This is a genomic window from Clavibacter sp., from assembly GCF_014802555.1.
Classification (GTDB): domain Bacteria; phylum Actinomycetota; class Actinomycetes; order Actinomycetales; family Microbacteriaceae; genus Clavibacter; species Clavibacter sepedonicus.
Window position 1 is genome coordinate 15,269 of the sequence record NZ_JAAVCB010000117.1, and the last position, 22,915, is coordinate 38,183.

A 22,915-nucleotide genomic window follows, 5' to 3' on the forward strand; every position below is an offset into this window, starting at 1 on the left:
GGCTGCCGCGGCTCCGTTCCGCTGCGCTGCACTGCGCCTTGCCCTGATGGGGGAGCGGGGCACGTCGATCACGGGGTCTGGAGGTGTGCGTCTGCGGGACAGGGGACTGTTGCCGAGGTGGCCGGCTCGGTGGTTTGGTCCCACAGCTTGGATTGTGGGCGGTGACATTGGGGGGTGAACGACGGCGGAAGGGCTGGAGATCCATCGGCGCTCTGGACCGGTGCTCTCGGAGACGGCCGGCCGATCCCGTGTGCTGGCTGCGCACCTCTCACCACATCGTCGCTGCCCGCCGCGAAGCGGCTCCCCGAGCTCCCGAGGACGGATGCCTCACGCGGAGCGAGGCACCCGTCGACGGGGGAGCGAGACGAGATCACCGCGGGTCGGACTCGAACAAGTTCGGCTGTCGCGAATTGCTCCGATCCACAGGCGCCGGCAGTGCGGGCGCCGTCCATTCCCCTCCGAGCTCGACGGGCTGCTCATCCCCGTACCAATGCCCTCGGTCGTCGAATACCGGCACAACGCGCAAGCGGCTGCGCCCGCTCGCGGGAACAGCGGATCCCGATAGCGCTTGCTGAATCGCGCGTCCGCCAGCCACGTTCGTGAAGTACGTGACGTGCGTGATCTCGCCCCGCTGTAACCGGACGTCGAACGCGCGGAAAATGGCCCCGTACCGCTGCGGCCGCTTGGCGGTCAGCTCGACCTCCACGGCGTCAAGCGTGGAACCCTTCCGAGCAATTCCGTCCGCCTGGTGCTCGTAACCGTTCTTCGCCGGCCGATCCCGGAACCACTCGTACCCGGCGGCCAGATACCGAGCGGACACGATCGAGACCGACACCTCGTGTCGGGTCGTCTGAGAAAGCAAATGCGGCTGCCGGGCGCTCGCCCAGGTCGCGGTCGGCCAGACGACCGCGCCGCCGATTTGGAAGAGCTGTTCCCGCTTCACGAGCTCGAGCGCTTCCATGCGCGCGCACCAGTGCTGCGCCTTCCGGACCGTCACCGGCGCTGCGCTGCCGGCGGCCGCCGGCAGCGCCCAGCGGAGGGCCTCCATGTTCGCGATGCGGACCGTCGCGAACCAGTCGAACAGCGCGACGTCGCGACGGGTGAGGCGCACCATCAGGTGCGCCCGACGGCGACGGGGCTCGCGGCTGGCACAGCCAGCCGCGAGCCCCGTGGCGCGTCCGTGAGGACGCGCCACGGGGGGCCTGTGAGACGCGACGAGGGACAGGCGGGGCGACCCTGCGAAGCGCCGTAGACGTACCGCCCGTGATCGAGGCGACCGCCTCGTGCTCCCAACGTTCGTGGCACCCCGGATCGTCACCACACGTCCTCGTCCGCCTGACCCACGCAAGGGACACTGCATGACGCAACCACCCTCCCAACTTGGTCTTTCTTTTGTTGTTGAAATCACTTATCTATCTCTGTCTCTCTCGCTTGCCCTCTCTGCCACTGGCCCCCCGGCTGCGCCGCTTCCGAACCTCCCCCAGACAGCAAAAGCATCTGTCTGGGGGAGGTTCGGAAGTAAAGGGGGCCAGTGGCAGAGAGGGCAAGCGAGCCTCAACCAGTCGTCAAACTAGTCGCACTGTGCGACTAGTTTACCGCCGGGGTCAGCGACCGCTGCGTCAGCGCTCCACACCAGCGATGTACTCGTGCACGGTCACGTCGTCGGCGAGCTCGGCGCCGTCGGCGCCGGTCCGCCAGATGGCATCGGCCGGCAGCTCGGCCGGGGGAGCGAACGCGATGCGGCCGGCGCCGGCCGCGTCCGTGAGCACGACGTCGCCCGCTGCGTGAGCAGCGTCCGCGTCGAGCTCCCAGCCGCGAGCGGTGAGCATCCGCGCGAGGCGGAGCACTCGGCCGTGGAGCTCCTGGACGCCGGTGGGGAACTCCGCCGGGTGGCGGCCCTCGCCGAGCAGCGCGGCCGTCACGGGCTCGTCGATCCCAGCCGGCACGGCGACGTCGGACGAGCGCCGCGTCGGAGCGTGGGGGAGTGCGATCGGCTCGGCCGGCGCCGGCCGGCGCCGAGCCGCCGCCGCGCGGATCGCGCGCTCCTGCTCGAGGAACGCACGGTGCTCGGGGGAGTCCTCTCCGCCGTGACGAGCGGTCTCCCGAGCGGCGTCCGCCTGGCGCTGCTGAGCGCGCTCGGCGGCGGCATCCTGCTCCCGGTCGTACCGCTCCATGCGTGTCTCCTCGCTCGGATCAATCGCCATCTGAATACCCCACGCGAGATATCCGATCGGGTCGCGCTGCACAGGCGCATCGAGGAACGGAACCCCCAGATCCCGGAACTTCGCTTCGATCCGGGACGTGATATCCCGGTCATCGACCAGGAGCACGCGGCGGCCGTCGCGGACGACCGTGCGTGCGTAGCGCGACGTATCGAGGTTCCGGTCGAGCATGTCGCAGACATGCCCCTGGTGAATGCCCCGCCCAAGCCACGGCATGCGCTGCTGGAGCTGCGCCGCGAGACGAATCGTCGCCAACGCCCGAGGTGCCCGATCCTGGGGGACTTCGGCCTTCGGATTCGTCGATGCCGGCCGCGGAGCGGCCATCCGGCGCGCGGCAGCGCGCTGCGGTGGAGCCTGCGGAGGGCGATTTTTCGACGGACGACGGCCTTTGGTAACCAACTTAAGAACTGGACTGGAGTGTGTGTCTTGTTTAAAGACAGATAGGTCGCCAGTTGAAGGGTCAGACACGAGGCTGCGAGGCATCGTCAGAGCCCGGACGGAGGCTGCCTTGGTCTGGTAGCCGCCGTGCCAGAGGAACGCCGCCTCGGTCTCCGCGACCGTGAGCTCACGACCCTCGACGACCGTCACCGAGAACCCCCGCGCGATGAGCAGCGCCCGGGCGCGCTCCGCGACACGCTCGCTCACGTTCTGACGGATGAGCCGGGACGCGCGACGCGCCACGGTCTCGTTGCTCGTGGTGACGCTGCGGCCGGTCTTGAAGTCCGCCGCCCGGCGCTCCACGACCGCCACCGCTAGGTACTTGCGGATGCTGACGTCGATCCGCCGGCGGGCGGCGTGTCCCTCGGCCGAGAGCACGTCCGCACGGACGGCAGCCATCCACGCCGCCGGCGACGTCCACACCGGCACCCGGGCGTACGCACCAGCCGGCACCGGCAGCGACCACGACGTCCGTACGTCCTCCCCCGCGTCGGGCGCGCTCGACGCCTCCAACCCGGGCAGCGTCGGCTCGCTCGAGGCGTTTGCCAACCTGCGGAAATACGCACGTGTCTTGCGTGTCGGAGGTGTTGCGTGGTCTACGGACGTGGTTATGATGGGCTCGCTTCCCTTGATGTGCTCATTGGAGGCACGACGAAGGCCCGGCCCTGAGAAGCCGGTTCTTTACTCGATCCGCCGTAGACCTGTTCCGTCGCCAAACAGTCAGGGTCTAAGGCGCAGTGCTTCGGCCCCTCGCGAAAGCGGGGGGCCATGCTCGTTAAGTGGGCTCGATCGGCAGCTCCTCGCGGCTCAGCGCGGTGCGCAGCCAAGACGGGACACCGTCGGCCTCGAACTCGGCACGCAGGTGCGTGATCGAGAGGTCGACGAAGTACGACGAAGAGATGCCCGCCGCCTTCGCCATCGCGTTCACGGCGTCACGAGACGACTCCTCGATGGTCCACCGAGGAGTCACCCCCTTCTCAACCGAGCCACGGGGGCGTCGGGGCGTGCCCTTCTCTGTCATGCCGTCAAGGTAGCGCGGCTAGCCGCCTTAAGAGGGCGACACGCACAGCGTGTCGGCGTCTGCTACCCCCGGCCTGGGGGCGGCCGTGGAGAGCTAGCGCGAATAGCCTCTGACCCATGACCGCCGTCCTCATCTCGTACGACCTCAACTCGCCGGGCCAGACATACGACAAGCTCATCGAGAAGATCAAGTCCTACGACACCTGGGCCAACATCCTCAAGTCCACGTGGATCGTCTCAGGCCCCTATCTGACGGCGCAGGGCGTCTCTGACGCGCTACAGCCGATCCTCGACGCCAACGACGAGATCTTCTGTGTCGAGATCGACGGCAAGGCGCGGCAGGGGTGGTTAGACAAGAAGACCTGGGAGTGGATCAGCAAGGTCGTCTAAGCCACAGGGTGGATCCTGCGGCAGGCAGGGCCCCGGCGCACGTCGCAGTTGACAGCGCCACGATGTCTCCCCCCTACTTGAAGATGAGCAAGGCGGCGATGAGCCGGTCTGGTGGCGTCACCCCGTAGGTTCAAGGTGTGAGCTTGCTGTCATGTGTCTCTGCGACGTGGCTTCCTCCTCTACGGTTATGAGTGCATGTCTTTTGCGAGCCCGCGCGGTCTCAACCGGATCGCGGTACGCTTAGGGCACATGCGGATGCGCATGTCCGCATCGTGCTCACATCAAGGCCAGCCTCGCGCTGGCCTTCGTCGTCTCCGGCACTGCCCACGGGGTTCTGCTATCGAGACACAGGGCACAGACGCTCTTGTGCACCGTGACACAGTGATTGCATACGATTTGGGCACGTCGTGTGGCCGACTACGGCCGTACGGACACGGACCCTTACCTCGAACTAGCCAGCCCACAGGCTGGCTTTTTTCATGCCCGAGCGCGCCCCCGAGCATCCCGCCGACACCTTTTCGGCCAAGTCGATCCTCAGCGGCGTAGTGCCGACATGACGGCTGAGCAGATCGAGCGCCCGTGGCGCTCTCCTCTTACGCATCCACCGCGAGCTCGCCGTGGGTGCGTCCCAAACTCACCACGCCGTCCAGCGCGGTGTCACCCCGACGCGCTTGCGTGTCGCCTGCGGAGAGGTTCGCGATGACGATCCTGCTTCCCGAGATACCAGGGGAGGTGATCCTCCAGATGGCTTTCCTTGGCTCCGGCCTGGTCCTGCTCACGCTCGGTGCTGTGACGCTGCTCGCGTACATCGTGCTGCTCGGCAAGAACGGCACACCCGCCAAGCGCCTCTCGAAGATCCTCAAGTCCTGGCCCCGCAAGCCCTAGCGGGCGCGGAACTCGAAAAAGCACCCCCTCTGCGCTTAAGGAGAGCTCTGTCTTCAAGCGTCTCAGCAGGGGATCCTCAACCGGACACTCGAAGCGTGCACGCCACTCCCACGACCTCCCCGGGAGTGACCGTCTCACATAGGTAGTCCGAAATAGGGTCCGGTGACGGTGCCTCATGTGAGACTTGCGTCATGACCTCATCCGTCCTCATCGGATACGCCCGCGTCTCGACCGACGCGCAGGACCTCACCGCGCAACGGGACGCCCTGCAAACCCTCGGGGTTCCGACACGGCTCATCTACAGCGACAAGGGCATGACCGGCACGAACCGCGACCGCCCAGGTCTCCGCGAGGCGTTAGCGGCGTGCCGAGAAGGTGACACGCTTGTAGTCACGAAGCTCGACCGCCTTGCCCGATCCCTCCGCGACGCGACCGACATCGCCGAAGAGCTCACCCAACGCGAAGTCCGGTTGAACCTCGGCGGTGCGGTCTACGACCCCATCGACCCGGTCGGCCGGCTGCTGTTCAACGTGCTCGGCATGGTGGCCGAGTTCGAGTCCGACCTCATCCGCGCCCGGACCCGTGAGGGGATGGCTGTTGCGAAGGTGCGGGGGAAGCTGAAGGGGCGAAAGCCGAAGCTCTCCCCTGCCCAGGAACGGCACCTGGTCGCGCTGCACCGCGCCGGTGATCACTCCGTCTCCGAGCTCGTGGAGCTGTTCGGGATCGGCCGGGCCACCGTGTACCGGGCCCTGGACAGGCACCCGGTCACCACGAGCACCGAGGTCACCCTGCCCCGCGTCGACGACGATGAACCGACGTCGTGACCCGGACCGCGTTCGTCGACGAATCCGGATCCCAGGAGAACCGCGATCCCGGCACCTACATCCTCGCCGCCGCGATCTGTGAGGAGCAGCACCTCGACGCCGTGCGCACCGTGATGCACGGGCTGCGGCGGACCAAGGTCGGGAAGCTGCACTGGAACCAGGAGAGCGAACCCCGGCGCCTGCTACTCGCCGCCGCGGTCGCGGAGCTTGCTCTCGAGCGACTGGTGGTCGTCCGGTCGGTCGACAGCGCAGAGCCGTTCGAGCGGCGTCGCCGGAAGACGATGGAGCGGCTTCTGCACGAGCTCACGATGCGAGACGTCGCGCTCCTCGTCGCGGAGTCACGCGGACCAGCTGATGACCGGCGGGACCGTGACCACCTCGACACGCTCCGCGCCGCACGTGCCCTGAGCGGGCCGGTCCGGCTCGATCACCGGCGCGGTCCCGTGGAGCCCGTGCTGTGGGTGGCGGACATCATCTGCGGCGCCATCGTGCAGGACCGCGTGGGGAACCCCGAACCGCTCGCCACCCTCGGCGAGATCCAGATCATCACCGTCGACGGCTGATCGATTAAAGCGCAAAGTCTCGGGCCCTACTTCCAGCAGGAACTCCCGAGACTCACTTTCAACCCCACCGCAATGAGGCGACGCGTTCAGTGTCTCACGGGTGACGGGATCCCACCACCGATGCACAGGATCCGCAGCACTATCCGGGCGGGTTGATGACCTGGCAGTCCGTGCGCTGCTGTCGGGTCGAGACCCGCGCGTACCCGACGAGCGTCGGCGCGACGCCCAACCCATCCCGCAACCGACGATGAGCATGCCCAGCTCACCGCCCCCTTGCGGGCCGTGGTTGCGGGACACTCGCGGCCGCGGTTCTCCGCGGCGAGCCCCAGCCGCTCGCGGGACGTCCCACAACCCAAAAGAAGCAAGACGCCTCCAAAGACCTGGGCTGTCCTGCACCTAGGGACCTCGGCGGCGTTTGACTCCGCCCCAGGGGCGAGGTCCACAGTGAGGACATGTCCGCTCCACTCCCCCTGAACTTCTCCGCGGGTCGATTCCGATCCCTCACCGGCCTCTCCGACAAGGCGCTCCGGTTGTACGCCGAGCGCGCGGTCCTCATCCCGTCCGCCGTCGATCCAGTGAACGGCTACCGGTCCTACGACGCCGACCAGATCGTCGACGGCGTCACACTGGACCTGCTCCGCCGCGCGAGGATCCCGCTCGAGGACCTCACTCCCGACTGCCGCTTCCAGTTCGACGACCACCGCGGGAGGTTGGCGATGCGCCGGGCCATGGAGGACTTCTACCTCGACCTCGCAGAACGGGTCGCGACAGCGGACCCCAGCAGCCTCGTCGCCAACGTCCGTGATGCGGGTCCCGCGCACTGGATCGCGTGCGAAGTCCCCTTCGGCGTCTCATCGGACCCGGAGGACCTCGAGGAGACCTTCACAGCCCTGACAGTCGATCTCCCGAATCTGGATCGCATCCTCCTCGAGACTCTCCGCGCCGAGGGGATCGAGCTGGTCGCGGAATCGTGGACGGCCTCGGTGTCAGGAACGGTGCCACGGATGCGCCTCGCGCACCGCGTGCAGGATCCCGTGCCACCGGATTCGCTCCGTCGCGTGGCCGAGGCCGCGGCGCCGCACATCGACGCGTCCGTGCGGATCGCGTCCGGGACGCTGCCAACACGGCAAGAGCTGGTCCACTCCCTCCCCGACGCGACGCCGACAGACGACCCGGGCTTGGACGACACCGCGCTCTCCTACCTCGCCACCATCGCCTTCGCCCATCGCATCACCTCAGGCCATGCCGAAGCCCTGGACGACGCTGCTCGCCGGCGGGCATCATCGACATCGATGTTCGACCCGTCCGTCACCGCGGAGGACGTCTACGACCTCGCCGCGGATGGAACGCGGGCGCATGCCTCCCAGTGAGGCGCAGCCGTCTGCCATCGTCGATAGCCGTGGTCACGCAAATGCGAAGGGGGTCTTCGGCACAGCAGGTCCGACCCATTACGCGGACGCTGCAACCCGGTCCGACGGTGAGAACATCCGCATGGGCGCTCAAGACGTCTCGCAACCCAAGGCTTACGGGACAAGAAGAGGTGGACGCGGCCAGCTTCTCCGGTGGCGAGCTCAGCCTTCACAGCAGGCGAGTGCGGCGACTAACGCGCGATGGCTCCGGGGACGCATCCCTGGAGCCATCGCCGCGTACATGTGGAGGTCGTGCGATCAGGGCTCAGTGCATCTGATAGATCCGGCGCGCCGTACTCTGGGTCTCCCCTGGTGCCATTCGGATTCCGGGGAGAACGACCGAGCGACCGTATTGGTCAGTCACGCGAACGGTCATCGGGCCGTCCGGAATTGGTGAAGGTGTCACCCAGTACCCGTAGTCAGTGCGACTCAGGGGCAGCCACTGCCCACCGGCTCGGACTTCAACACGGTCGATGCGGTTGCCGGCGTTCAGAATCTGCAGACCTGCCCACCATCGGGATGAGCCCTCCTTGACCCGGACGGCGACGGCGGGCACGGACGGATCCCGGACGGTGGTGTAGCTGATTGGGATGATACCGGCATCGAAGTCGCCAATGGCACGGAACGCTTCTTCGCTCAGATCGAGATGTCCGATCTCGCATTCGTGGCATTGGTCGACGATTTGGACGCGGACGGTGCCCTTGGGGCCCGTGACGAGGAGGTGCGACCCGCACGCGGCGGCTCCGCCGTACTCGGGGCTGCTGACCGCAACGTACATTCGGTCGGCGGGGACAGCCGGCATGGAGCAGTTGCCGTTCGCGATCGTGTTACCGGTACCGAGCGAGTAGTGCGTGGCACGGCCGTGCGTCGTGGCCTGGGACGGAGGCGTGGCCTGGGACGGAGGCGTGGCTTGGGACGGAGGCGTTCCGGCCGCCGTGACACTGATTCGAGGCGAAGCGGGAGCGGGTCCACCCGCCAACTGCACGCCGACGCGAACGGTCTGGCCGGCGGCGAGCTTGCTTGCCCAGTCCGTGCTGGTGCAGGTCACGGTGTTGGAGGCGACGCTACAGCGCATGCCCCAACTGTTGACGACGCTGGTGGTTTTCGGGCTGGCCCATGAGACGGTCCATCCCGTGACAGCGCCTGTCGCGGTGACGTCAAGGTTCGCCACGTAGCCGGATGCCCAGGACCCGCCAGGCTGCCACTTCACTGATACCGCGCCCGGCTTCGCCGGACCTGGCTGCGACCCGGATCCGCTAGATCCCGGACCCGCTCCGGGTGCCGGATGCAGGATCGGCGCCAGCGCGTCGAGCTTCGCCTGCTCCGGGGTCACCCAATCGGACTTCACAATGCCGCCGGTGTCGCCACTGTCTGGGTTGAAGGCCCAGAACGATGAGCTGATCCCCGTGCTCGACAGGTATCCGACGAGGGTGTTGAGCCACTGCTTGTCGCTCGCCGTCTCGAGCTTCGTACCGAACTCGCCCACGAGGACGGGGGCGATGTCCTTCTTTGCCAGGTATCCCCAGTGGGCGTCCCAGATTCCCGGAAGATTCGTCGGATAATTCGATGCGGAGAACCAGGGCTGGCCGTAGATGGTCGAGGGGTAGTCGTGCGGGGAATAGACGACGCGATTCGCGACGGTCAAGCGCACGGATGCAGTGGCCGCGGAGTCCAGCGCACCGCCCCACCAGGTGCCGGTTCCGTCGGCCTGGTGGTCGATTCCCTCGACGAGCACGAGGAGCTTCGGGTTCTCGGCCAATACCGCGTTCCCGCCCCGCTCGGCCGCCGCCCGCCAGTCGGTCGTGGCTGCCCCGGTACCCCACGTCGCCGCCCCGTGCGGCTCGTTGTGGAGATCGACACCGATGACCGTGGGGTCGGAGGCGTACCGCTTCGCGAGCATCCGCCAGTCGGAGATCCACCGTGACTCGGGGTACTCCGAGGTGTACCAGAGCTCGGACTGGCCGCCCGAGTCCGGCCGGTGCTGGTCGAGGATCACGTCAAGTCCGGCGGCCTTCGCCGAAGCCACGACGTGATCCATGACCTGCAGCGGTGTGAGACCGGCAAGCGATGGGTCCGCATCGACACCCGTGACGCCAGATGCCGCGAGGCACTGGTTCGAGAACGGCAGCCGCACGGTCGTGAATCCCAGCTGCTTGATGTGCTGCATGCCACCCGCGAGGGTGATGGTGTCCAGGCCGTGCGGCGCGCAGGATGACGTCTCCATGCCAAACCACGCGATGCCACGGATTGTGTACGGAGCGCCGGAGGCGGTGACGATCTTCCCACCCGCCGTGTGCAGCCATCCAGGCGGCGAGGCCACCGCACCGGTCCCCGCTGCGGTGGCGGCTAAGGCAGGCGCCGCGAATGCGCCAAACGTGGCGCCGACCGCCAATGCAAAGAAAAGGAAGAGCTTGGACACTAAGGGTACACTAACTTGTCGAACAGTCATGTAAGGATCATACGAAAACCATTCGACCGCTCTCAAAACCACTTCCACAGACGCTTTTCACACGCACTCCTGAAGCCCGAAACATTACCCAGCAGGTCATTCCTTGAGGGGTACGGTGCGCCGCCAGCGTAACCCCCTCAGAAGCCGATCATCTTACAATGACTGAGAGACGGAATGCGGCCCCGGAGCGTGAGATGCGATGCGATGCGATCAAGACAGTCTTCTCCGACCGGCATGAATCCGCACGCATCGAAACTACCTAACCGCGTGGATGCCTGAAATGTATGACCCACCCAGGGCTTCGGCGCGGATGTTGTGGCCTGGACGTCAGTGGACATCCTTACGCTCGCCGACGAGCGCGGCCGGACGCTCCCACTCGATCGAATCGACGAAGGACAGCACCCGGTGAGCAAGGTCAAGAGCAAGCTCGACGGCATCGACAGCCTCGTGCGTAACGTCGGCGCGCACCCGTGGGCGCACCTCGAGGTCGGCTACTGGCGGATCCAGGTCGAGGACCGCCCCGTGCTCGGGTACGTGATCCGGCACCGGGCGGAGCTCGGGGATCCGTTCACCTTCGAGCTCTACGCCGATGCCCGCAACGGCCAGGGCCAACGCATCTGGATCCGTCGCGAGCCGTCGCTGAATACGGCCGTGGCGTGGATGGTGCAGCACAGCGCCGAGCTCATCGCCTTCGCGGCGCGCTCGCGCTCAGCCAGCCGGGGGCCGGCGGAGACGGCGGCCGCGGAACATGCCTCCGCCGACGTCGACCAGGCCCGGGAGCTCGGCCATGTAGAGCGCGGCCAACTCGGGTGACGCGGCCGTCGCGTGGATCGTCACGCGCCGGGCGTCGGCGACGGGCAGCAGCTCGGGCAGCAGAAGGGCGCGCAGCGCACGGCCGCGGCCCGTTCCCGGTGCTGCCGCGATGTGGTCGCCGGTGTGCCAGCCGGTGCGCGTGCCGAACAGCGCGAGCACGACGTCGCGCTCGGGGCTGAGGTAGTACCGCGTCCACGGGCACGTGACGAGGACGACTTGGAGCACGACGACGAGCGGGCTGAGCACCCACCACGCGACAGCAAGGTAGAGCGCCACGACCCGCGCGGTGCCGCGGGAGTGCTGGAAGCCGTGCCAGAAGCCCCGGCGGATCCACCATGCGATCCGCAGAGCGTCCATGACGCCCGCGCGCGGCAGCCCCTCGATCGCCGGGGGAACGGTCGAGGACGTCGCCGGATCCTCTGGTGGGTCACGAGCAGGACCCGAGCGTGTGGTCAATCGCGGTCCGGTCGGCGTCGTCGACCGTGAGCTCGTACGTGCTCAGCACGTACGCGAACCGGGTGACGTACAGGCAGTCATAGCCGGCGGCCGGCGGGAGCCAGGTCGCCGGCCCCCGGTCCGACTTCGCCTCGTTGGTCGGCCCGTCGACGGCCTGGAGGTTGTTGAAGTCGGTCGCGAGCTGCTCACGGCGCTCCCCCGTCCAGGCGGCGGCGCCGTGCTGCCACGCCCAGCCGAGGGGCACGAGGTGGTCGATCTGCACGGCCGCGCTCGTGGTCTTCCCGCGGGTGAAGTCGATGCTCTTCCCCGTGTACGCGTCGGCCAGGTGCCCCGAGGCCACGGTGCAGCCGGGATCCGCCTTCGTGAACGTGACGGCGGTGAGGTCGCGGGCCAGGACGTCGTTGCGCTGGTCGCACCCGTTGTGGTCGGTGTCGGCCCAGGACGGCCCGTACGCGGCCCTGTCGTAGGACGAGGTCCGTGCGTGCGTGTCGGCGGGGAGCGCGTCGACGAGCGACCGCACCGCGTCCGCGTCGACCGTGCCTGCGCGAACGAGGCCGGCAGAGGTGAGAGCGTCGATGACGGGGCCGGTCGAGGCGAGCGCGGGTGCCCCGCTGGCGGGCGCCGTCGTCTCGCCGGCCCTGGCCTGCGGGAACACGAGGTCGACGGCGTAGTAGCCACCGGCCAGGCTGCCGATGAGCAACGCGATGGCGAAGTAGACGCGGCGGGTGCGGACCCTCATGCGGCGTCTCCCGGCGTCGCGGAGGCCGCGCTGGTGGAGTGCGGATCGGTCTCGGACACATTGCCGCACCAGGTGCAGATCCAGACGGTGCCGGACTTCTCCCAGATGTGCTCGAACGGAGGGAATCGGTTCATGCTTCTGCGCTCCTCGCTGCTGAGAATACCCGGGTGGCGACATCCATGATCTCGACTACCAGCTCACGGATCCGCAGGTCGCCGTTCAGGCCCGGGCTCTCGAGGGTCTCCGCGACCATGAGGTCGATGTCGCGGGCGTCGCTGTTGCGCTCGAGCGCCTCGGTGAGCCAGCGGACGGCGGTGGCGTGGTCGTAGGCGGCATTCCATCCGCCGGCGCGTGCGTCCGGTACCGGGCCGACGTCGCCTGCCGTGACGCCCCGTGCTTGGAGGGTCTCGACGGCGCCGCAGAGGGCGCCCTGCACGGGGAACAGGCCGATCCAGGACGCGTTCATCACGGCCCACTCCTTGGCGGGTGCCATCTCGCTGGCGGCGGCATCCGCCGGCTGCCCGTGCTCGATGGCGTGGCGGGCGGCGCTCCTGGCGGTCTCGTACGCGCCGTAGACGTCGATGACGAGCTGGGTGTCCTCGTCCAGTTCGGGCACGCTGGGCTCTGGGCCGCTGACGGGTCGGAGGAACATGGCTACGCCTCACCCGTGGTCGTGGACGAGGTGCGGCGCGCGACGGTGATGTCCTGACCGAAGAAGCTGGCACCGACCTCGTCGACGAACACCTTGTGCTGCAGGATCGTGCCCTTGTCTCCGTGGAACTCGCGCACGGTGTAGGCCCCGCTGAACGTGACGCGGATGTTGCCGCACGCCTCCGCGGTCGCGACGAGGGCGACAGCCTGGGCACCGTTGACGGCGAGCTCGTACCGAACCGGCGGGCCCTGGACCCAGTCCCCGTTGTCGTCCTGGAACCGGTCGTTCACGATGACGGCGGCGTAGGTGTACGGGCCCTTGTGTCCCTGGCGGAGGACGGGCGTGCCGGCGAGGTTGCCGGTTCGGCTGATGTGGCTCATGGTGCGGCTCCTGTTCGTGTACGTGGTGCCGGACGGTGCGGTGGACGGCGTGGCCGCCGTGGCGGTCGGTGGAGCGGAGGTCGGCGCGGGAGCGCTGGGGGTCGCGTGCCGCGATTCGGGGTCGATCCCCCAGGATCGGAGGGCGTCGTCGACGGTGATGGGCTGCGCAGCCTCCCAGGCGGCGCGGCGGCGCTCTTCCAGCTCTTCGCGGGTGACGATGGCCCGGTTCTGGGGGCGGCGCTCGTCTCCGTAGGCGGCGCGGTAGTACCGGTCGGCGAGGTCTTCCATGGCGGCTCGGCCCTCGATGATTCCGATCTCGCGGCCGAGGTCGAATGCGAGTTCCTGCTCGGATGACAACTTCTGCGTGTCCATCACAATGTCTCCTAGAGAAGAAAGTCTTACTGGCAGCTATCGCACTGGAGGAGGTCCATCGGGTCGACCGGAACGACGTATTCGCCGACAGTCGAAGTACCGACGACCTGTGCAAGGGCCTGGTTCGTGGCGCTGGTGGTGTTCATCGGAGCTCCGTTCTCGTCGGTGCCGCTGCGGTTGCTTTTCATATATAGAACAATACGGCATCGGGGCCCTCTAGGCAATATCTTTGAACCTTTTTTCTTGGGAACTTGCCCTATTTACGAGGGTTGCGAAATGGGTATGTAGTCATCTCGTGACCGAGCTCCTGGGGGTAATTCACGGAGTGCACTGGATGGTGCGCTGTGCGGTACAGGGGGCTGTTGTGAGCGAATCACATGCGGGAACCTGGGGCCAAGGCGGGTCTGTGGGCGGTGACATTGGGGGGTGAATGACTGCGGGAGGGCTGGAAATCCATCAGCGCTCTGGTCCGGTGCTTTTGCCGACGGACACCCGATGTCGGGGAGGCGGCTGCGCACTTCTCACCAGGTCGTCGCTGCCTGCCGCGAAGCGGCTACCCGCGCTCTCGACGGCGCGAGTCGGGGTTCTGGGTCCGGTTGCGTAGGGGGTGGCCACACCGGGGGCCTCCCGGCCGGACCTCGTCAGTCCGGCCGGGAGCCCAGGTCACGCGGCCGCGGGGACATCGTCGGGGTCGTCCGGCTCGAGGACGGCGGCGATGCGGTGTGCGGCAGCGAGGACGCGGGTGGCGGTGCTCTTGACGAGTTCGGCGTCGCCGTCTGCCCATCCGGCGATGTAGCCGATGCTGTAGGCGCTGGTGTCGAATCCGAGCATTCCGGCGACGACGTAGGCGACGGACTCGGCCTCGGTCTCCTGGATCCCCCGGTGCTCCCAGTACCCGGCCAGGTTGTCGGTGTGGCCGAGGACGACATGGGCCGTCTCGTGGATCAGGGTCTTCGCGGCCTGCTCGGGGGCGACGTCGAACTCGACGACGACGGATCGGTCGCTGGGGCGGGCGCAGCCCTTCCTCTCGCCATCCAGGTGCTCGCGGGCTACCGTCCACCCCTCGACTGCGAGAAACGCCGTGAGGGCCTCGATCACGCCGTGATCGGTGGCCCCGGTGAGGTCGTGCACCAGCTCGGCGTCCTCGACGCCGTCGATGGTGTCCGTCTGGCTCACGTCGAAGACCGAGAGGACAGGGAACCGAGGAATGCGCCACTCGGTCCCCTCACCCTGCGCGTCCTCCTCAGTGATCTTCTTCTGGCTGTATCCGAATATGCGGATGGCTTTCTCGCCCTTCCGCACTTGGCGGCCGCGGGCCTGCCATTGCCGAAATCCCGCGACGGCGCGGGCGTGGGGGCATTGCTGCATGATGAGCAGCAGATTACCGATGCTGTACTGGTGGAAATCGCGCACTCGGTCGAGGTAGCGCCGCCACTCGTCGCTGTCGCGTAGTGCGTCGATCTGATCTGCGATGCTCGCGTGGAGCGCCTCAGCCTGGGCCTTGCGCTCCTCGGCGCTCTTGCGCGGGGCCGTGGTCTTTAGACGTGACACGGTGCTGGTAGTCATATTTCTCTCCCTCTCCTCCTCGTTCTTTTGCCGTGAAGGCGCTTGTCGCCTTCAGGGAGGTCGGGTGGAGTGCAACCCGGTAGGGCGGTGGGGGAGAGAGTTTCGGGGCGAAATAAGGGAGCGAAGCGACCGCGTCCCGAAAGTCTCGGAGGAGCCGGCGGCGCAGCCGCTTGCGCGGAAGCCGGCCGACCGCACACTGCCGAAGGCTTCACGGCATATGAACGGGCCCGCAGGGTCCGGTGCTGTGCCGCGCAGCGGCTCCGATGGAGCGAAGCGACCGGCGCGGCCTGGCCGCGCGCGCCGCCACGCGGCGCACCACGGGCTCCTCCACAACGCGACGTCGACGGGGGAGTGCACCGGCGCCGACGGCGGCAGCGGTCGGCGGGGCAAGCGGCCGTATCGTCGTCCGCGTGGACTACGTCATGACGGACGAGCAGGTGCAGCGGATCCGCGAGGAGCCGGTGCACGTCGGGTACCGGGGGCTCGCGCTCGTGGTGCAGGCATCGGCGAAGGTGTCGCGGCTCGAGCAGTTCGAGCGGTACGACCGCCACGCGGAGCTCGACGTGGTGCATGGTGGCGACGTCGTGGCGTACATCGCGCGGGACTCCGAGGAGCAACGGCTGTTCTTCACGGCCCGCATGTTCGACATCGGCCTGCTCGGCTTCGGGGCGCGCACGCTCATGGACGGCATCGCCGCGGTCCTGGGGGAGCACGAGTGATCTACGCGGCCGTGCTGCTCGCACCGCTCGCCTCCGCGGCGGTCGCCATCCACTGGATCCGCTCGCGGACGGCGGTGGGCATCGTCGGCGGTGTGCTGCTGCTCCTGTTCGCCATCGTCGTCGGGGCGCTCGCGACCGCGTACGTGGCGCTCCAGGAGGCGGGCGGGCTCCGGATCCCGATGTGACCGCCCGCGGCCGCTGAGGCGCGGTGCGCCGTCGACGGGGGAGCGCGAGGGGATCGCCCCTCGCCGGGCGCCCGCGGCGGCCGTGGTGCCCGGCCGGGGCGGGGCGCTCCTGGTCAGGAGCGCCCCGCTGCGGCTACACGGCGAGGTCCGGGGCGGCCTCCGTGTCCAATTCGCGGCCGTTCGTGTCCGTTTCGGGCTCGGTCGTGTCCGATCCGGGCTCGGTCGTGTCCGATCCGGCCTCGCTCGTGCCCTCCGCGGCGTCGGCGGACTCGTCGGCATCGTCGGCGTCGCGCTGGGCGCGGCGTGAGTCGTCGGCGTCGGGGACGATCTGCTCGACCTCGCTGAGCGTGTACCCCCACGCGGCGAGCTGGCGGAGGTACGCGGCCGCCGGCGCCGAGACGCTTCGCCACGAGTCGCGGTTCAGCGCGGCCTCCATGCCGCCGAGGACGACGGCGAGGGCGACGTGCTGCGCCTTCGTGGGCGTGGCCGCGGCGTACTTGCCGAGGCCGTCGCCGTAGTACCCGTAGTCGCGCTCCACGCCCAGGAACTCGTGAGCGAGCGGGCTGCCCTCCTGCACCGCACGGCCGACCTCGTGACGGTGGGTCGTGAGCCCGGCTGCGATGACCTGTCCGGCGTCCTTCGGGAGCGACCTCCGGGTGACGAGCGCGGCGACGAACTCGCGCCGCACGCTCTCGGCAGCGTCCCACGCCTTGTTGTTGGCGATGACCCGGCGACGTTCGGCCTTCTGCTCCTCGGTCTGGGAGCCCGCGCCCGTCGCCGGGCTCGTGCGCGTCCCGGTGGTCTCGTCTCGGCGGTAGCCGACGGCCTGGGGGTCGCGGAGGTAGTACACCGCCTCCGGCTCGCGGAGGTACGCGACCACGCGCACCCCGCGCCCGTCGAGCGTGTCCATCTTCTCCGGGGTCAGAAGCGCGTCGCCGCCTTCGACCGTCACGAGGTCCCGCACGGGCACGAAGTCCGCGTGCTCGGGGTTCTGGGGATCCACGATGACGTAGCCGCGGCTCTCGTGGTCGGCGGCCACTGCCTGGACGGCGTGCTTCCGCGCAAGATCCTGCTGTGCGTAGCGCAGCTGGTGGTCGAACTGCGCCGGGTGGGCGCGAGCGGTCTCGATGAGGCGGGCCTGAAGGTCTGGGTACTCGTCGAACTCTACGAGCGCGGCGGCCTGGTCCAAGGTGAGCTGGTGATCCGTGAGCGCCGCGGCCGCGGAGGGCGTGTTCGCGACGGCCAGGGTCTTCTTGACCACGCGGGGTCCGGTCCCGGTGCGCTTGGAGATCGCGGCGGCGCTGAGGCCCTCGAACTGCAGCTGCTTGAACGCGACCGTGCGGTCCACGTCCGTGAGCCCGGTGCGCTGGTCGTTCTCCACGAGCTGCTGCACGATCCGGTCGGTGGTGGCCTCGTCCGCGTCGATGACGTGGACCGGGATCGTGGCCACGCCCGCCTGACGCGCGCCGAGGGTGCGGCGCTGTCCGGCCCGGACGAGCACGCGGCCCTCGGAGTCGCGGCGTGCGATGACGGGCACCAGGACGCCGTTCGCCTTGATGCTCTGCACGAACTCCCGGTTGAGGTCTGCGCTGGGGCGCACGTTCTCCTCGATGATGAGCGTGTTCGGGTCCAGGTACTCGGTGACCCCGTTGGTGCTGGTGGTGTTCTCGGTAATCGTCACGTGTGTTCTCTCTTCCACTCGTTTTTTGCCGTGAAGGCGTTTTTACGCCTTAGCGACCGGAGGGCGTAGTGCAACCCGAAGGGCGGTGGGGGAGAGAATTTCGGGGCGAAATAAGGGAGCTTGCGACCGCGTCCCGAAAATCTCGGAGGAGCCGGCGGCGGAGCCGCTTGCGCGGAGCCCGCAGGTGGCTACGAGGGAGCGCAGCGACCGAGCCGCCGAAGGCTTCACGGCAAAACGACGGGCCCGCCAGGGCCCAGACAGCGCCGCGCAGCGGCTCCGATCAGACAGAGGGCGCCGCGGAGCGGCACAGCTCAGGCCAACACCTCCGCGCAGCGGCACCGCTGAGGTGGACGGCACCGCGCAGCGGCACAGCTCAGGTCGTTCGCCGGCGTGCCGGCACATCGGCGCCGTCCGGCGCCGGGTGGCAGAGTCCCGGAGGGCCCGTCCGGGGGAGTGGTGCCCGGGATGCTCGTCGGCGTCGACGGGGATCCCGGGTCGCCGGTGCTACTCGGGCCGGCGGAGCTTCTGGATCTCGGCGTAGGGCGTGGTGTCGGTCCAGGAGTAGCCGGTCTCGACGCTCACCGTCCCGCGGTTGACGCGGCCGACGCGGCGTCACGCGCCGCGGGTCTTCATGTGGTCGCCCTTCTGCACGTTGGTCCGGTCGCACCCGCTCGCGCGGCCGGCGTGCGGACTCGCTGTCGTTGAGCGACGGCTATCGCTCGAGGGGGTCGTCCCCGCGAGCACGGTGAGGCTCGTGCGATCCCGCGCTCGTCGACGACGAGCCGCGGTGAGGAGTACTGCGTTCGTCCGGGCCGATCCCCGCCGTGCGGAGCATCTCGCGCTCGGCGAGCTCGCGTCGGCTGTACGCTAGCGCCTCGCCGTCGTCGCGGGACGGCCCCGGCTCGCGGCCCGCGGTGCGCGCCGCGCTGAGCGGCGCCGCACCCTCGGGCTCTCTGGTCAGCGCGGTGTCGATCAGGTGCGCTCGGAGGTACACGGCGAGGGGGCGGTCGGTGCCACCACCGCCTGCAGGCGGTGGTGGCGGAGCTCGTCGACGTCGACGCTCGCCCAGTCGATCGGGTGGCCGGCCCGCTGCGCGAGAGCGGCCACGAACATGGACTGGCTGCGGGTGTTGCCGTCGCGCCATGGATGGATCGCGGAGAGCTCGCCCCAGCGGTCGGCGAGCCGCTCAGTGAACGTGTCCGGGTCGAGTCCGGTGAGGTAGTCCTCCCGCTCGAGCTTGCGGAACAGCGTGTCGAGGTTGACCTCGATGAAGTCGGGCCTGCAGTACGGGATCCCGGTCCCCGTCGCCTGCACGTCGACGTCGCGGATCCGTCCCGCGATCCCAGGGAGGAGATCCCCGAACATGCGCACGTGGATGCCACGGAGGTACTCGAGGTCGAGGCGCTCCGGGGCAGGCTCAGTGTAGATCTTCGCAAGCACGACCGACGCGACGTCGTTCATCGCCTCGTCAAGTTGCGCGTGGTCGCGGATGCCCGCTGCGTTGATGAGGACGCCGCCGCTGCCCGGGTACGTGTACTTATCGTCGACGCTCATGCGGTCGTCAGGGCGCCGCCGGCGCTCAGCGCTGGCGGAGGGGAAACCCGTACTTCGCTGCGACCTCCGCGCGAGCCTCGTCCTCGGTCATCGTCCCCTCGAGGACACGACGGGCGCGGCCGAGCGCCTCGGCGTTCGGGAAGTGTCCGGCGAGCTGCTGTGCCTTCTCGACCAGCGCCATGCCCTGCTCGACGTCGACGTCCTGCGCACTACGCTGCGTGATCCTGGTGCTCATGGGACCCCCTGCTCACCTTCAATTGTACGGCGTTCCAAGGCTCTGCGCGTGGAAAGTGTGCCTGCTCGAAGCCGCAAACCAAGTGCCGAAACTACGAGCTGAGCCGGCAGAGAGCCCCGGGTTAAGCCGAGACTTCCTCGACGTCGAGCGCGATCTCGCCGCGGTCGACCATGGGCAGGTACAGGGGGTTGCCGAACACGCGCCCGGAGACCGTTGAGACCGCTTCTCGGAGGTAGGGGAAGACGGACATGATGGCCACTTCGTTGCAGAACTGCTGGACGGTTCGCGTTGAGGGGGCGCACTCCTCGTTGAGCGAGTACTCGCCGGCGATGCTGACCGTCACCTCACCGATTGGGATGGTCACATGGGCGATGAGGCGAACCCCGAAGCTGCCGTCGTCGTGCCTGTACTGGGCAGCGATGTTGACGTTGCCTTCCTCGGGAGCATCTGGCTCCGGGGGATGATCGTTCCTCTTCGCTGACATCTCGTGGCACTCGACCGATTCCAGCTTGGAGCTTGCACGGAGGGCCATGACAAGCTCAACCTCCTGCTGCGACAGATCGACCACGGCGGTGTCAGGCTGCCCGTGCCGGGACGGGAAGGTCAGCAGACTTTGAGCCCGTCCAGCCCGCCGTCGTCATCGACCGAACCACCAGCTCCGTGACGAAGGTCTTTGAAGTGACTCGAGAAGGGGACCCCCAACGCGTGGCAGATGCAGCGTTGATGGACTGCCCCACATCCTTGGTGGCTCGGTGTTCGACCAGCACACCGACCGCGTTGGCGTAGCGGCGGAGGGTCGAGAGCTTGGGGTCGGAGTCGTAGCGTTCGATCTTGTTGACCGCCTGCTGGCTCGTTCCCATCAGCTCGCCGACCATCGCTTGCGTGAGGCCGGCCTCCTGGCGCATGCGCACGAGGTCAGCCTTGAGGAGACGGTCTTCACGTGCGAGCACGCTTGGCACGAGCCTTCGCCCTCTGGAGAGCGAGAGGCGACGTCATCGTCTGGAGCAGGGACATGAGATGGAGCCTACGACCACAACCTGCAAGCAGTGTAATCGGGTTACACCCAAGACGAGGGGCGCCCGGCATCGAAGCGATCCGCGGCGAACTCAATCTCGGTCTGCTGCGCCTCAGTGGTGGTCTTGATGTGCTCGTGCAGGCGAACCAGGATCGTGCTCAAGCTCGCAGGCTCCCCGTGGTAGAATCTCAGCGCCTTGGACAGAGCAGTGTGCCGGAGCTCGAAAATCTCCGGATCGAGGACAACGGGCTTGATTGGAGTCTTCTCGTCTCCTGAGTCCTCCAATTCGCCCCGCGCCGCCGCTTCCATGAGGTCATCCAGCACGCCCTCTTCGTGCGCTCGGGCGAAGGGAGCGAGCGTACCGAGCCAGGCCTCGAGCTCCGCCACGGACGCATGCGCGTTGTCGCGGTAGTCGCGCCAAACGTACCCAGCAGGGCTCGGCTGACAGCACCGGGAGTCGGAACCCTCACGCCTATTTAGGACCATCTCGAAATCGTAACCGAGGAGCCCGACAAGGGGCGTTGTTGGAGGCAGCTCACGCCCGCGCGAGGCCGCTGAGCGTGATCCATATGCCACGGTCACGGAACGGCCGCGGGCTCTCCTCGAGGGCGAGGTCGCGGTAGATGCTCGGCGTCGACGCCCACCACTCCGCTGGCACGACAGAGCGCCACGCGTCGAAGGTCCAGGCCGGGGGAGCCCAACCGTCCCGCTCGGCGAGGTACTCGGCCAGCGCAGCGAACGCGGCGTCGAGCTCGACGGATCCCGTCGACGCCGGCGGATCCGTGAAGACGCTGGCGCCGAGCGCGATACCGCCGCGACGGCACGTCGACGTGTAGTCATCGAGGGTCTGCAGAACACCGAACCGCCATCCGGCCGTCGGCGGCTGGCCATCGGCGACGAGCTCGGCCGCGTCCAGGGCGTTACCTGCGGCCGTGTGCAGGACACCCGCCGAGCTCACCGGCGCATCAGGCGCCTCCTCGGCGAGTCGGATCATCTCCGTCACCGACACGACCTCACCGTTGAACACCACGACCGATCACCACCTCTTGCCCCATCCTCACCTGATTCCAGCACCGACCTGTGACAGGGGTACCTGCGGCGGATGATCCTCCACCTGCGACTGGGAACGGCGGCGCACCGCGCCGATCCGGACCCGCGCGAGAGGGACGTCGAGTAGAAGCGCCGTGCACTCTCGCGCCATCAGACGGATCTCCGAGGTCGACCGCGCCTGGGTGACAGCACCCATAGCGGGAATGGCGACGATCCAGTAGGACCCTTCGCGGTAGACGTACACGTGCAGCAGGAGCGACATCGCTCTCCCTCACCAGACTCCCGGCATTGCCCGAAGAGAGCACACTACCTCCGCGCGCATCTCGGACAACACCGACGGCGGCCGCGGAAGACATGGACGATGGCGCGGGTTCGTGGAGCGCAGCGGAACGAAGCCGCGGCAACCTCGACCATCAGCTCAGCCCCGATGAGAACAACTCGACATTCTGTGTGGCCCTACTTTTGTGGTACTCTTTATGCGTGGGAGTTGAGTGGACGAGCAACGCAGGCAAGCACGGGATCCCGCGCGATGATGCGCTGTACGCGATCGGTCACGCGGAGGGTGCGAAGCAGATAGACGGACGCCCCGGCGAGGTCACCACCGTCTACGTCGGACACCCGCACGGGCAGACCGATCGCTACATCGAAGTGATCGCCGCCATGCGGCCGCCGAGGACGGTCACGATCTTCCACGTCATGCCGCTCAGCGATCTGTACCGGCACCTGCTCAACGAAGGGAACTGACATGACCGACTACAACGATCTCGCCGCTCGCGCCGAGCGCGGCGAGTTCGCGCCCATCCCCGGCACGGACCTGCACGGCTCCGCCGCCGCAGACGCCGGCCGCGCCATGCTCATGGACGCCACCGGCACCGACACCCTCGAGGACGCGATGACCGTTGCCCTCGGCCGCCCACGACTCGACGCCGAGGAGCCCACCGGACCCATGTGGAAGGTGCGCGCCACGAAGGCCCTCGACGCGCAGGTAGAAGCGCTCGCCAAGCGCCAGGGGCACAACAACAAGTCCCGGATCATCCGCGAAGCCACCGCCGCCTACATCCGCGCATCGTAAGCGCCAAGACCACCCGAGAAGGAACCAAGCCATGACCACTCCACGGCCACTTACGAGCACGACGGAGGATGAACCGTGCTGGTCCTGATCTTTCTGGGCGCGACGCTCGTCCTCGCATCGGCCTCACGTTCTACCCGGTGACTCAGGAATCTCGCGTCCTTGGCATCTCGCTCACCGGCCTGGTCCCGCTCGTCTGGGCCGCGGATCTGGCCACTTCGGCACCGAA

At 68.1% G+C, this 22,915-nt stretch carries 28 protein-coding genes; 10 read left to right on the forward strand and 18 right to left on the reverse strand.

The window, feature by feature from the left end:
- Positions 1-370: 370 nt before the first annotated feature.
- From HDR73_RS12810 to HDR73_RS12820, 3 genes are all read right to left on the reverse strand, one after another.
- Positions 371-1,114 (reverse strand): hypothetical protein, encoded by a 744-nt coding sequence (locus tag HDR73_RS12810; protein ID WP_012296842.1) that lies wholly within the window; start codon positions 1,112-1,114, stop codon positions 371-373.
- Positions 1,115-1,619: 505 nt separating this feature from the next.
- A complete protein-coding gene (locus tag HDR73_RS12815; RefSeq protein WP_049792020.1) occupies positions 1,620-3,173 on the reverse strand; it encodes a hypothetical protein in 1,554 nt (517 codons plus the stop codon).
- Between the two features lie 262 nt (positions 3,174-3,435).
- On the reverse strand, positions 3,436-3,681 hold the full coding sequence (locus tag HDR73_RS12820) for a hypothetical protein (protein ID WP_012296904.1): 246 nt from the start codon (positions 3,679-3,681) through the stop codon (positions 3,436-3,438).
- A 116-nt stretch (positions 3,682-3,797) separates the two neighbouring features.
- On the opposite strand from HDR73_RS12820, the gene HDR73_RS12825 reads away from it, so the two are divergent.
- From HDR73_RS12825 to HDR73_RS12845, 5 genes are all read left to right on the forward strand, one after another.
- Positions 3,798-4,070 (forward strand): hypothetical protein, encoded by a 273-nt coding sequence (locus HDR73_RS12825; RefSeq protein ID WP_012296903.1) that lies wholly within the window; start codon positions 3,798-3,800, stop codon positions 4,068-4,070.
- 744 nt (positions 4,071-4,814) lie between these two features.
- Positions 4,815-4,955: a hypothetical protein gene (locus tag HDR73_RS12830; RefSeq protein WP_158309457.1), complete on the forward strand. Its 141-nt coding sequence runs from the start codon at positions 4,815-4,817 to the stop codon at positions 4,953-4,955.
- Between the two features lie 191 nt (positions 4,956-5,146).
- Complete coding sequence (locus HDR73_RS12835; RefSeq protein WP_012296901.1) at positions 5,147-5,779, forward strand: recombinase family protein; 633 nt, start codon at positions 5,147-5,149, stop codon at positions 5,777-5,779.
- The gene (locus tag HDR73_RS12840) at positions 5,776-6,342 is read left to right on the forward strand and encodes a hypothetical protein (protein WP_012296900.1); all 567 of its coding nucleotides are present in this window, start codon (positions 5,776-5,778) and stop codon (positions 6,340-6,342) included. The genes HDR73_RS12835 and HDR73_RS12840 overlap by 4 nt, the downstream gene beginning before the upstream one ends.
- Positions 6,343-6,794: 452 nt before the next feature.
- Positions 6,795-7,712, forward strand: a complete 918-nt coding sequence (locus HDR73_RS12845) for a MerR family transcriptional regulator (RefSeq protein WP_012296899.1) — start codon at positions 6,795-6,797, stop codon at positions 7,710-7,712.
- Positions 7,713-8,016: 304 nt separating this feature from the next.
- Here the strand turns inward: HDR73_RS12845 and HDR73_RS12850 are convergent, their stop codons facing one another.
- Positions 8,017-10,200: an expansin EXLX1 family cellulose-binding protein gene (locus tag HDR73_RS12850; protein ID WP_106408729.1), complete on the reverse strand. Its 2,184-nt coding sequence runs from the start codon at positions 10,198-10,200 to the stop codon at positions 8,017-8,019.
- A gap of 405 nt (positions 10,201-10,605) precedes the next feature.
- Between HDR73_RS12850 and HDR73_RS12855 the strand changes: the two genes are divergently transcribed.
- Complete coding sequence (locus tag HDR73_RS12855) at positions 10,606-11,013, forward strand: hypothetical protein (protein WP_086935972.1); 408 nt, start codon at positions 10,606-10,608, stop codon at positions 11,011-11,013.
- On the opposite strand, the gene HDR73_RS12860 is transcribed toward HDR73_RS12855, so the two are convergent.
- From HDR73_RS12860 to HDR73_RS12885, 6 genes are all read right to left on the reverse strand, one after another.
- Positions 10,909-11,370, reverse strand: a complete 462-nt coding sequence (locus tag HDR73_RS12860; protein WP_012296897.1) for a hypothetical protein — start codon at positions 11,368-11,370, stop codon at positions 10,909-10,911. The genes HDR73_RS12855 and HDR73_RS12860 overlap by 105 nt on opposite strands.
- Positions 11,371-11,440: 70 nt before the next feature.
- Positions 11,441-12,208: an HNH endonuclease family protein gene (locus HDR73_RS12865; RefSeq protein ID WP_012296896.1), complete on the reverse strand. Its 768-nt coding sequence runs from the start codon at positions 12,206-12,208 to the stop codon at positions 11,441-11,443.
- On the reverse strand, positions 12,205-12,342 hold the full coding sequence (locus tag HDR73_RS12870) for a hypothetical protein (RefSeq protein WP_012296895.1): 138 nt from the start codon (positions 12,340-12,342) through the stop codon (positions 12,205-12,207). The genes HDR73_RS12865 and HDR73_RS12870 overlap by 4 nt, the downstream gene beginning before the upstream one ends.
- Entirely contained in the window at positions 12,339-12,860 is a 522-nt protein-coding gene (locus HDR73_RS12875; protein ID WP_012296894.1) for a hypothetical protein, read from the reverse strand. The genes HDR73_RS12870 and HDR73_RS12875 overlap by 4 nt, the downstream gene beginning before the upstream one ends.
- 2 nt (positions 12,861-12,862) lie before the next feature.
- Complete coding sequence (locus HDR73_RS12880) at positions 12,863-13,612, reverse strand: single stranded DNA-binding domain-containing protein (protein WP_223842803.1); 750 nt, start codon at positions 13,610-13,612, stop codon at positions 12,863-12,865.
- Positions 13,613-14,275: 663 nt separating this feature from the next.
- Complete coding sequence (locus HDR73_RS12885) at positions 14,276-15,178, reverse strand: ArdC-like ssDNA-binding domain-containing protein (RefSeq protein WP_012296891.1); 903 nt, start codon at positions 15,176-15,178, stop codon at positions 14,276-14,278.
- Positions 15,179-15,588: 410 nt separating this feature from the next.
- Here HDR73_RS12885 and HDR73_RS12890 point away from each other — a divergent pair, with 410 nt between their 5' ends.
- Both HDR73_RS12890 and HDR73_RS12895 read left to right on the forward strand, forming a co-directional pair.
- The gene (locus tag HDR73_RS12890; protein WP_012296890.1) at positions 15,589-15,897 is read left to right on the forward strand and encodes a hypothetical protein; all 309 of its coding nucleotides are present in this window, start codon (positions 15,589-15,591) and stop codon (positions 15,895-15,897) included.
- Positions 15,894-16,082, forward strand: a complete 189-nt coding sequence (locus HDR73_RS12895; protein WP_012296889.1) for a hypothetical protein — start codon at positions 15,894-15,896, stop codon at positions 16,080-16,082. The genes HDR73_RS12890 and HDR73_RS12895 overlap by 4 nt, the downstream gene beginning before the upstream one ends.
- Positions 16,083-16,215: 133 nt before the next feature.
- Here HDR73_RS12895 and HDR73_RS12900 read toward each other — a convergent pair whose 3' ends face one another.
- The 8 genes from HDR73_RS12900 to HDR73_RS12935 all read right to left on the reverse strand — a co-directional run bounded on the left by HDR73_RS12900 (position 16,216) and on the right by HDR73_RS12935 (position 21,879).
- The gene (locus tag HDR73_RS12900) at positions 16,216-17,763 is read right to left on the reverse strand and encodes a ParB/RepB/Spo0J family partition protein (RefSeq protein WP_106408731.1); all 1,548 of its coding nucleotides are present in this window, start codon (positions 17,761-17,763) and stop codon (positions 16,216-16,218) included.
- 972 nt (positions 17,764-18,735) lie between these two features.
- The gene (locus tag HDR73_RS12905; RefSeq protein ID WP_012296886.1) at positions 18,736-19,317 is read right to left on the reverse strand and encodes a Fic/DOC family protein; all 582 of its coding nucleotides are present in this window, start codon (positions 19,315-19,317) and stop codon (positions 18,736-18,738) included.
- Positions 19,318-19,342: 25 nt separating this feature from the next.
- Positions 19,343-19,552, reverse strand: a complete 210-nt coding sequence (locus HDR73_RS12910; RefSeq protein WP_012296885.1) for a hypothetical protein — start codon at positions 19,550-19,552, stop codon at positions 19,343-19,345.
- A 121-nt stretch (positions 19,553-19,673) separates the two neighbouring features.
- On the reverse strand, positions 19,674-20,120 hold the full coding sequence (locus HDR73_RS12915; RefSeq protein ID WP_012296884.1) for a hypothetical protein: 447 nt from the start codon (positions 20,118-20,120) through the stop codon (positions 19,674-19,676).
- A gap of 7 nt (positions 20,121-20,127) precedes the next feature.
- A complete protein-coding gene (locus HDR73_RS12920; RefSeq protein WP_133064128.1) occupies positions 20,128-20,502 on the reverse strand; it encodes a helix-turn-helix transcriptional regulator in 375 nt (124 codons plus the stop codon).
- A 107-nt stretch (positions 20,503-20,609) separates the two neighbouring features.
- Positions 20,610-20,954, reverse strand: coding sequence for a hypothetical protein (locus HDR73_RS12925; protein ID WP_106408732.1), 345 nt, complete (start codon positions 20,952-20,954; stop codon positions 20,610-20,612).
- 148 nt (positions 20,955-21,102) lie between these two features.
- Positions 21,103-21,597: a hypothetical protein gene (locus HDR73_RS12930; RefSeq protein ID WP_012296881.1), complete on the reverse strand. Its 495-nt coding sequence runs from the start codon at positions 21,595-21,597 to the stop codon at positions 21,103-21,105.
- Positions 21,598-21,624: 27 nt separating this feature from the next.
- Positions 21,625-21,879, reverse strand: coding sequence for a hypothetical protein (locus HDR73_RS12935; RefSeq protein WP_012296880.1), 255 nt, complete (start codon positions 21,877-21,879; stop codon positions 21,625-21,627).
- 92 nt (positions 21,880-21,971) lie between these two features.
- On the opposite strand from HDR73_RS12935, the gene HDR73_RS12940 reads away from it, so the two are divergent.
- Positions 21,972-22,361, forward strand: coding sequence for a hypothetical protein (locus HDR73_RS12940; RefSeq protein WP_012296879.1), 390 nt, complete (start codon positions 21,972-21,974; stop codon positions 22,359-22,361).
- Position 22,362: 1 nt separating this feature from the next.
- Positions 22,363-22,689, forward strand: coding sequence for a ribbon-helix-helix protein, CopG family (locus tag HDR73_RS12945; protein ID WP_012296878.1), 327 nt, complete (start codon positions 22,363-22,365; stop codon positions 22,687-22,689).
- The last annotated feature ends 226 nt before the right edge of the window (positions 22,690-22,915 follow it).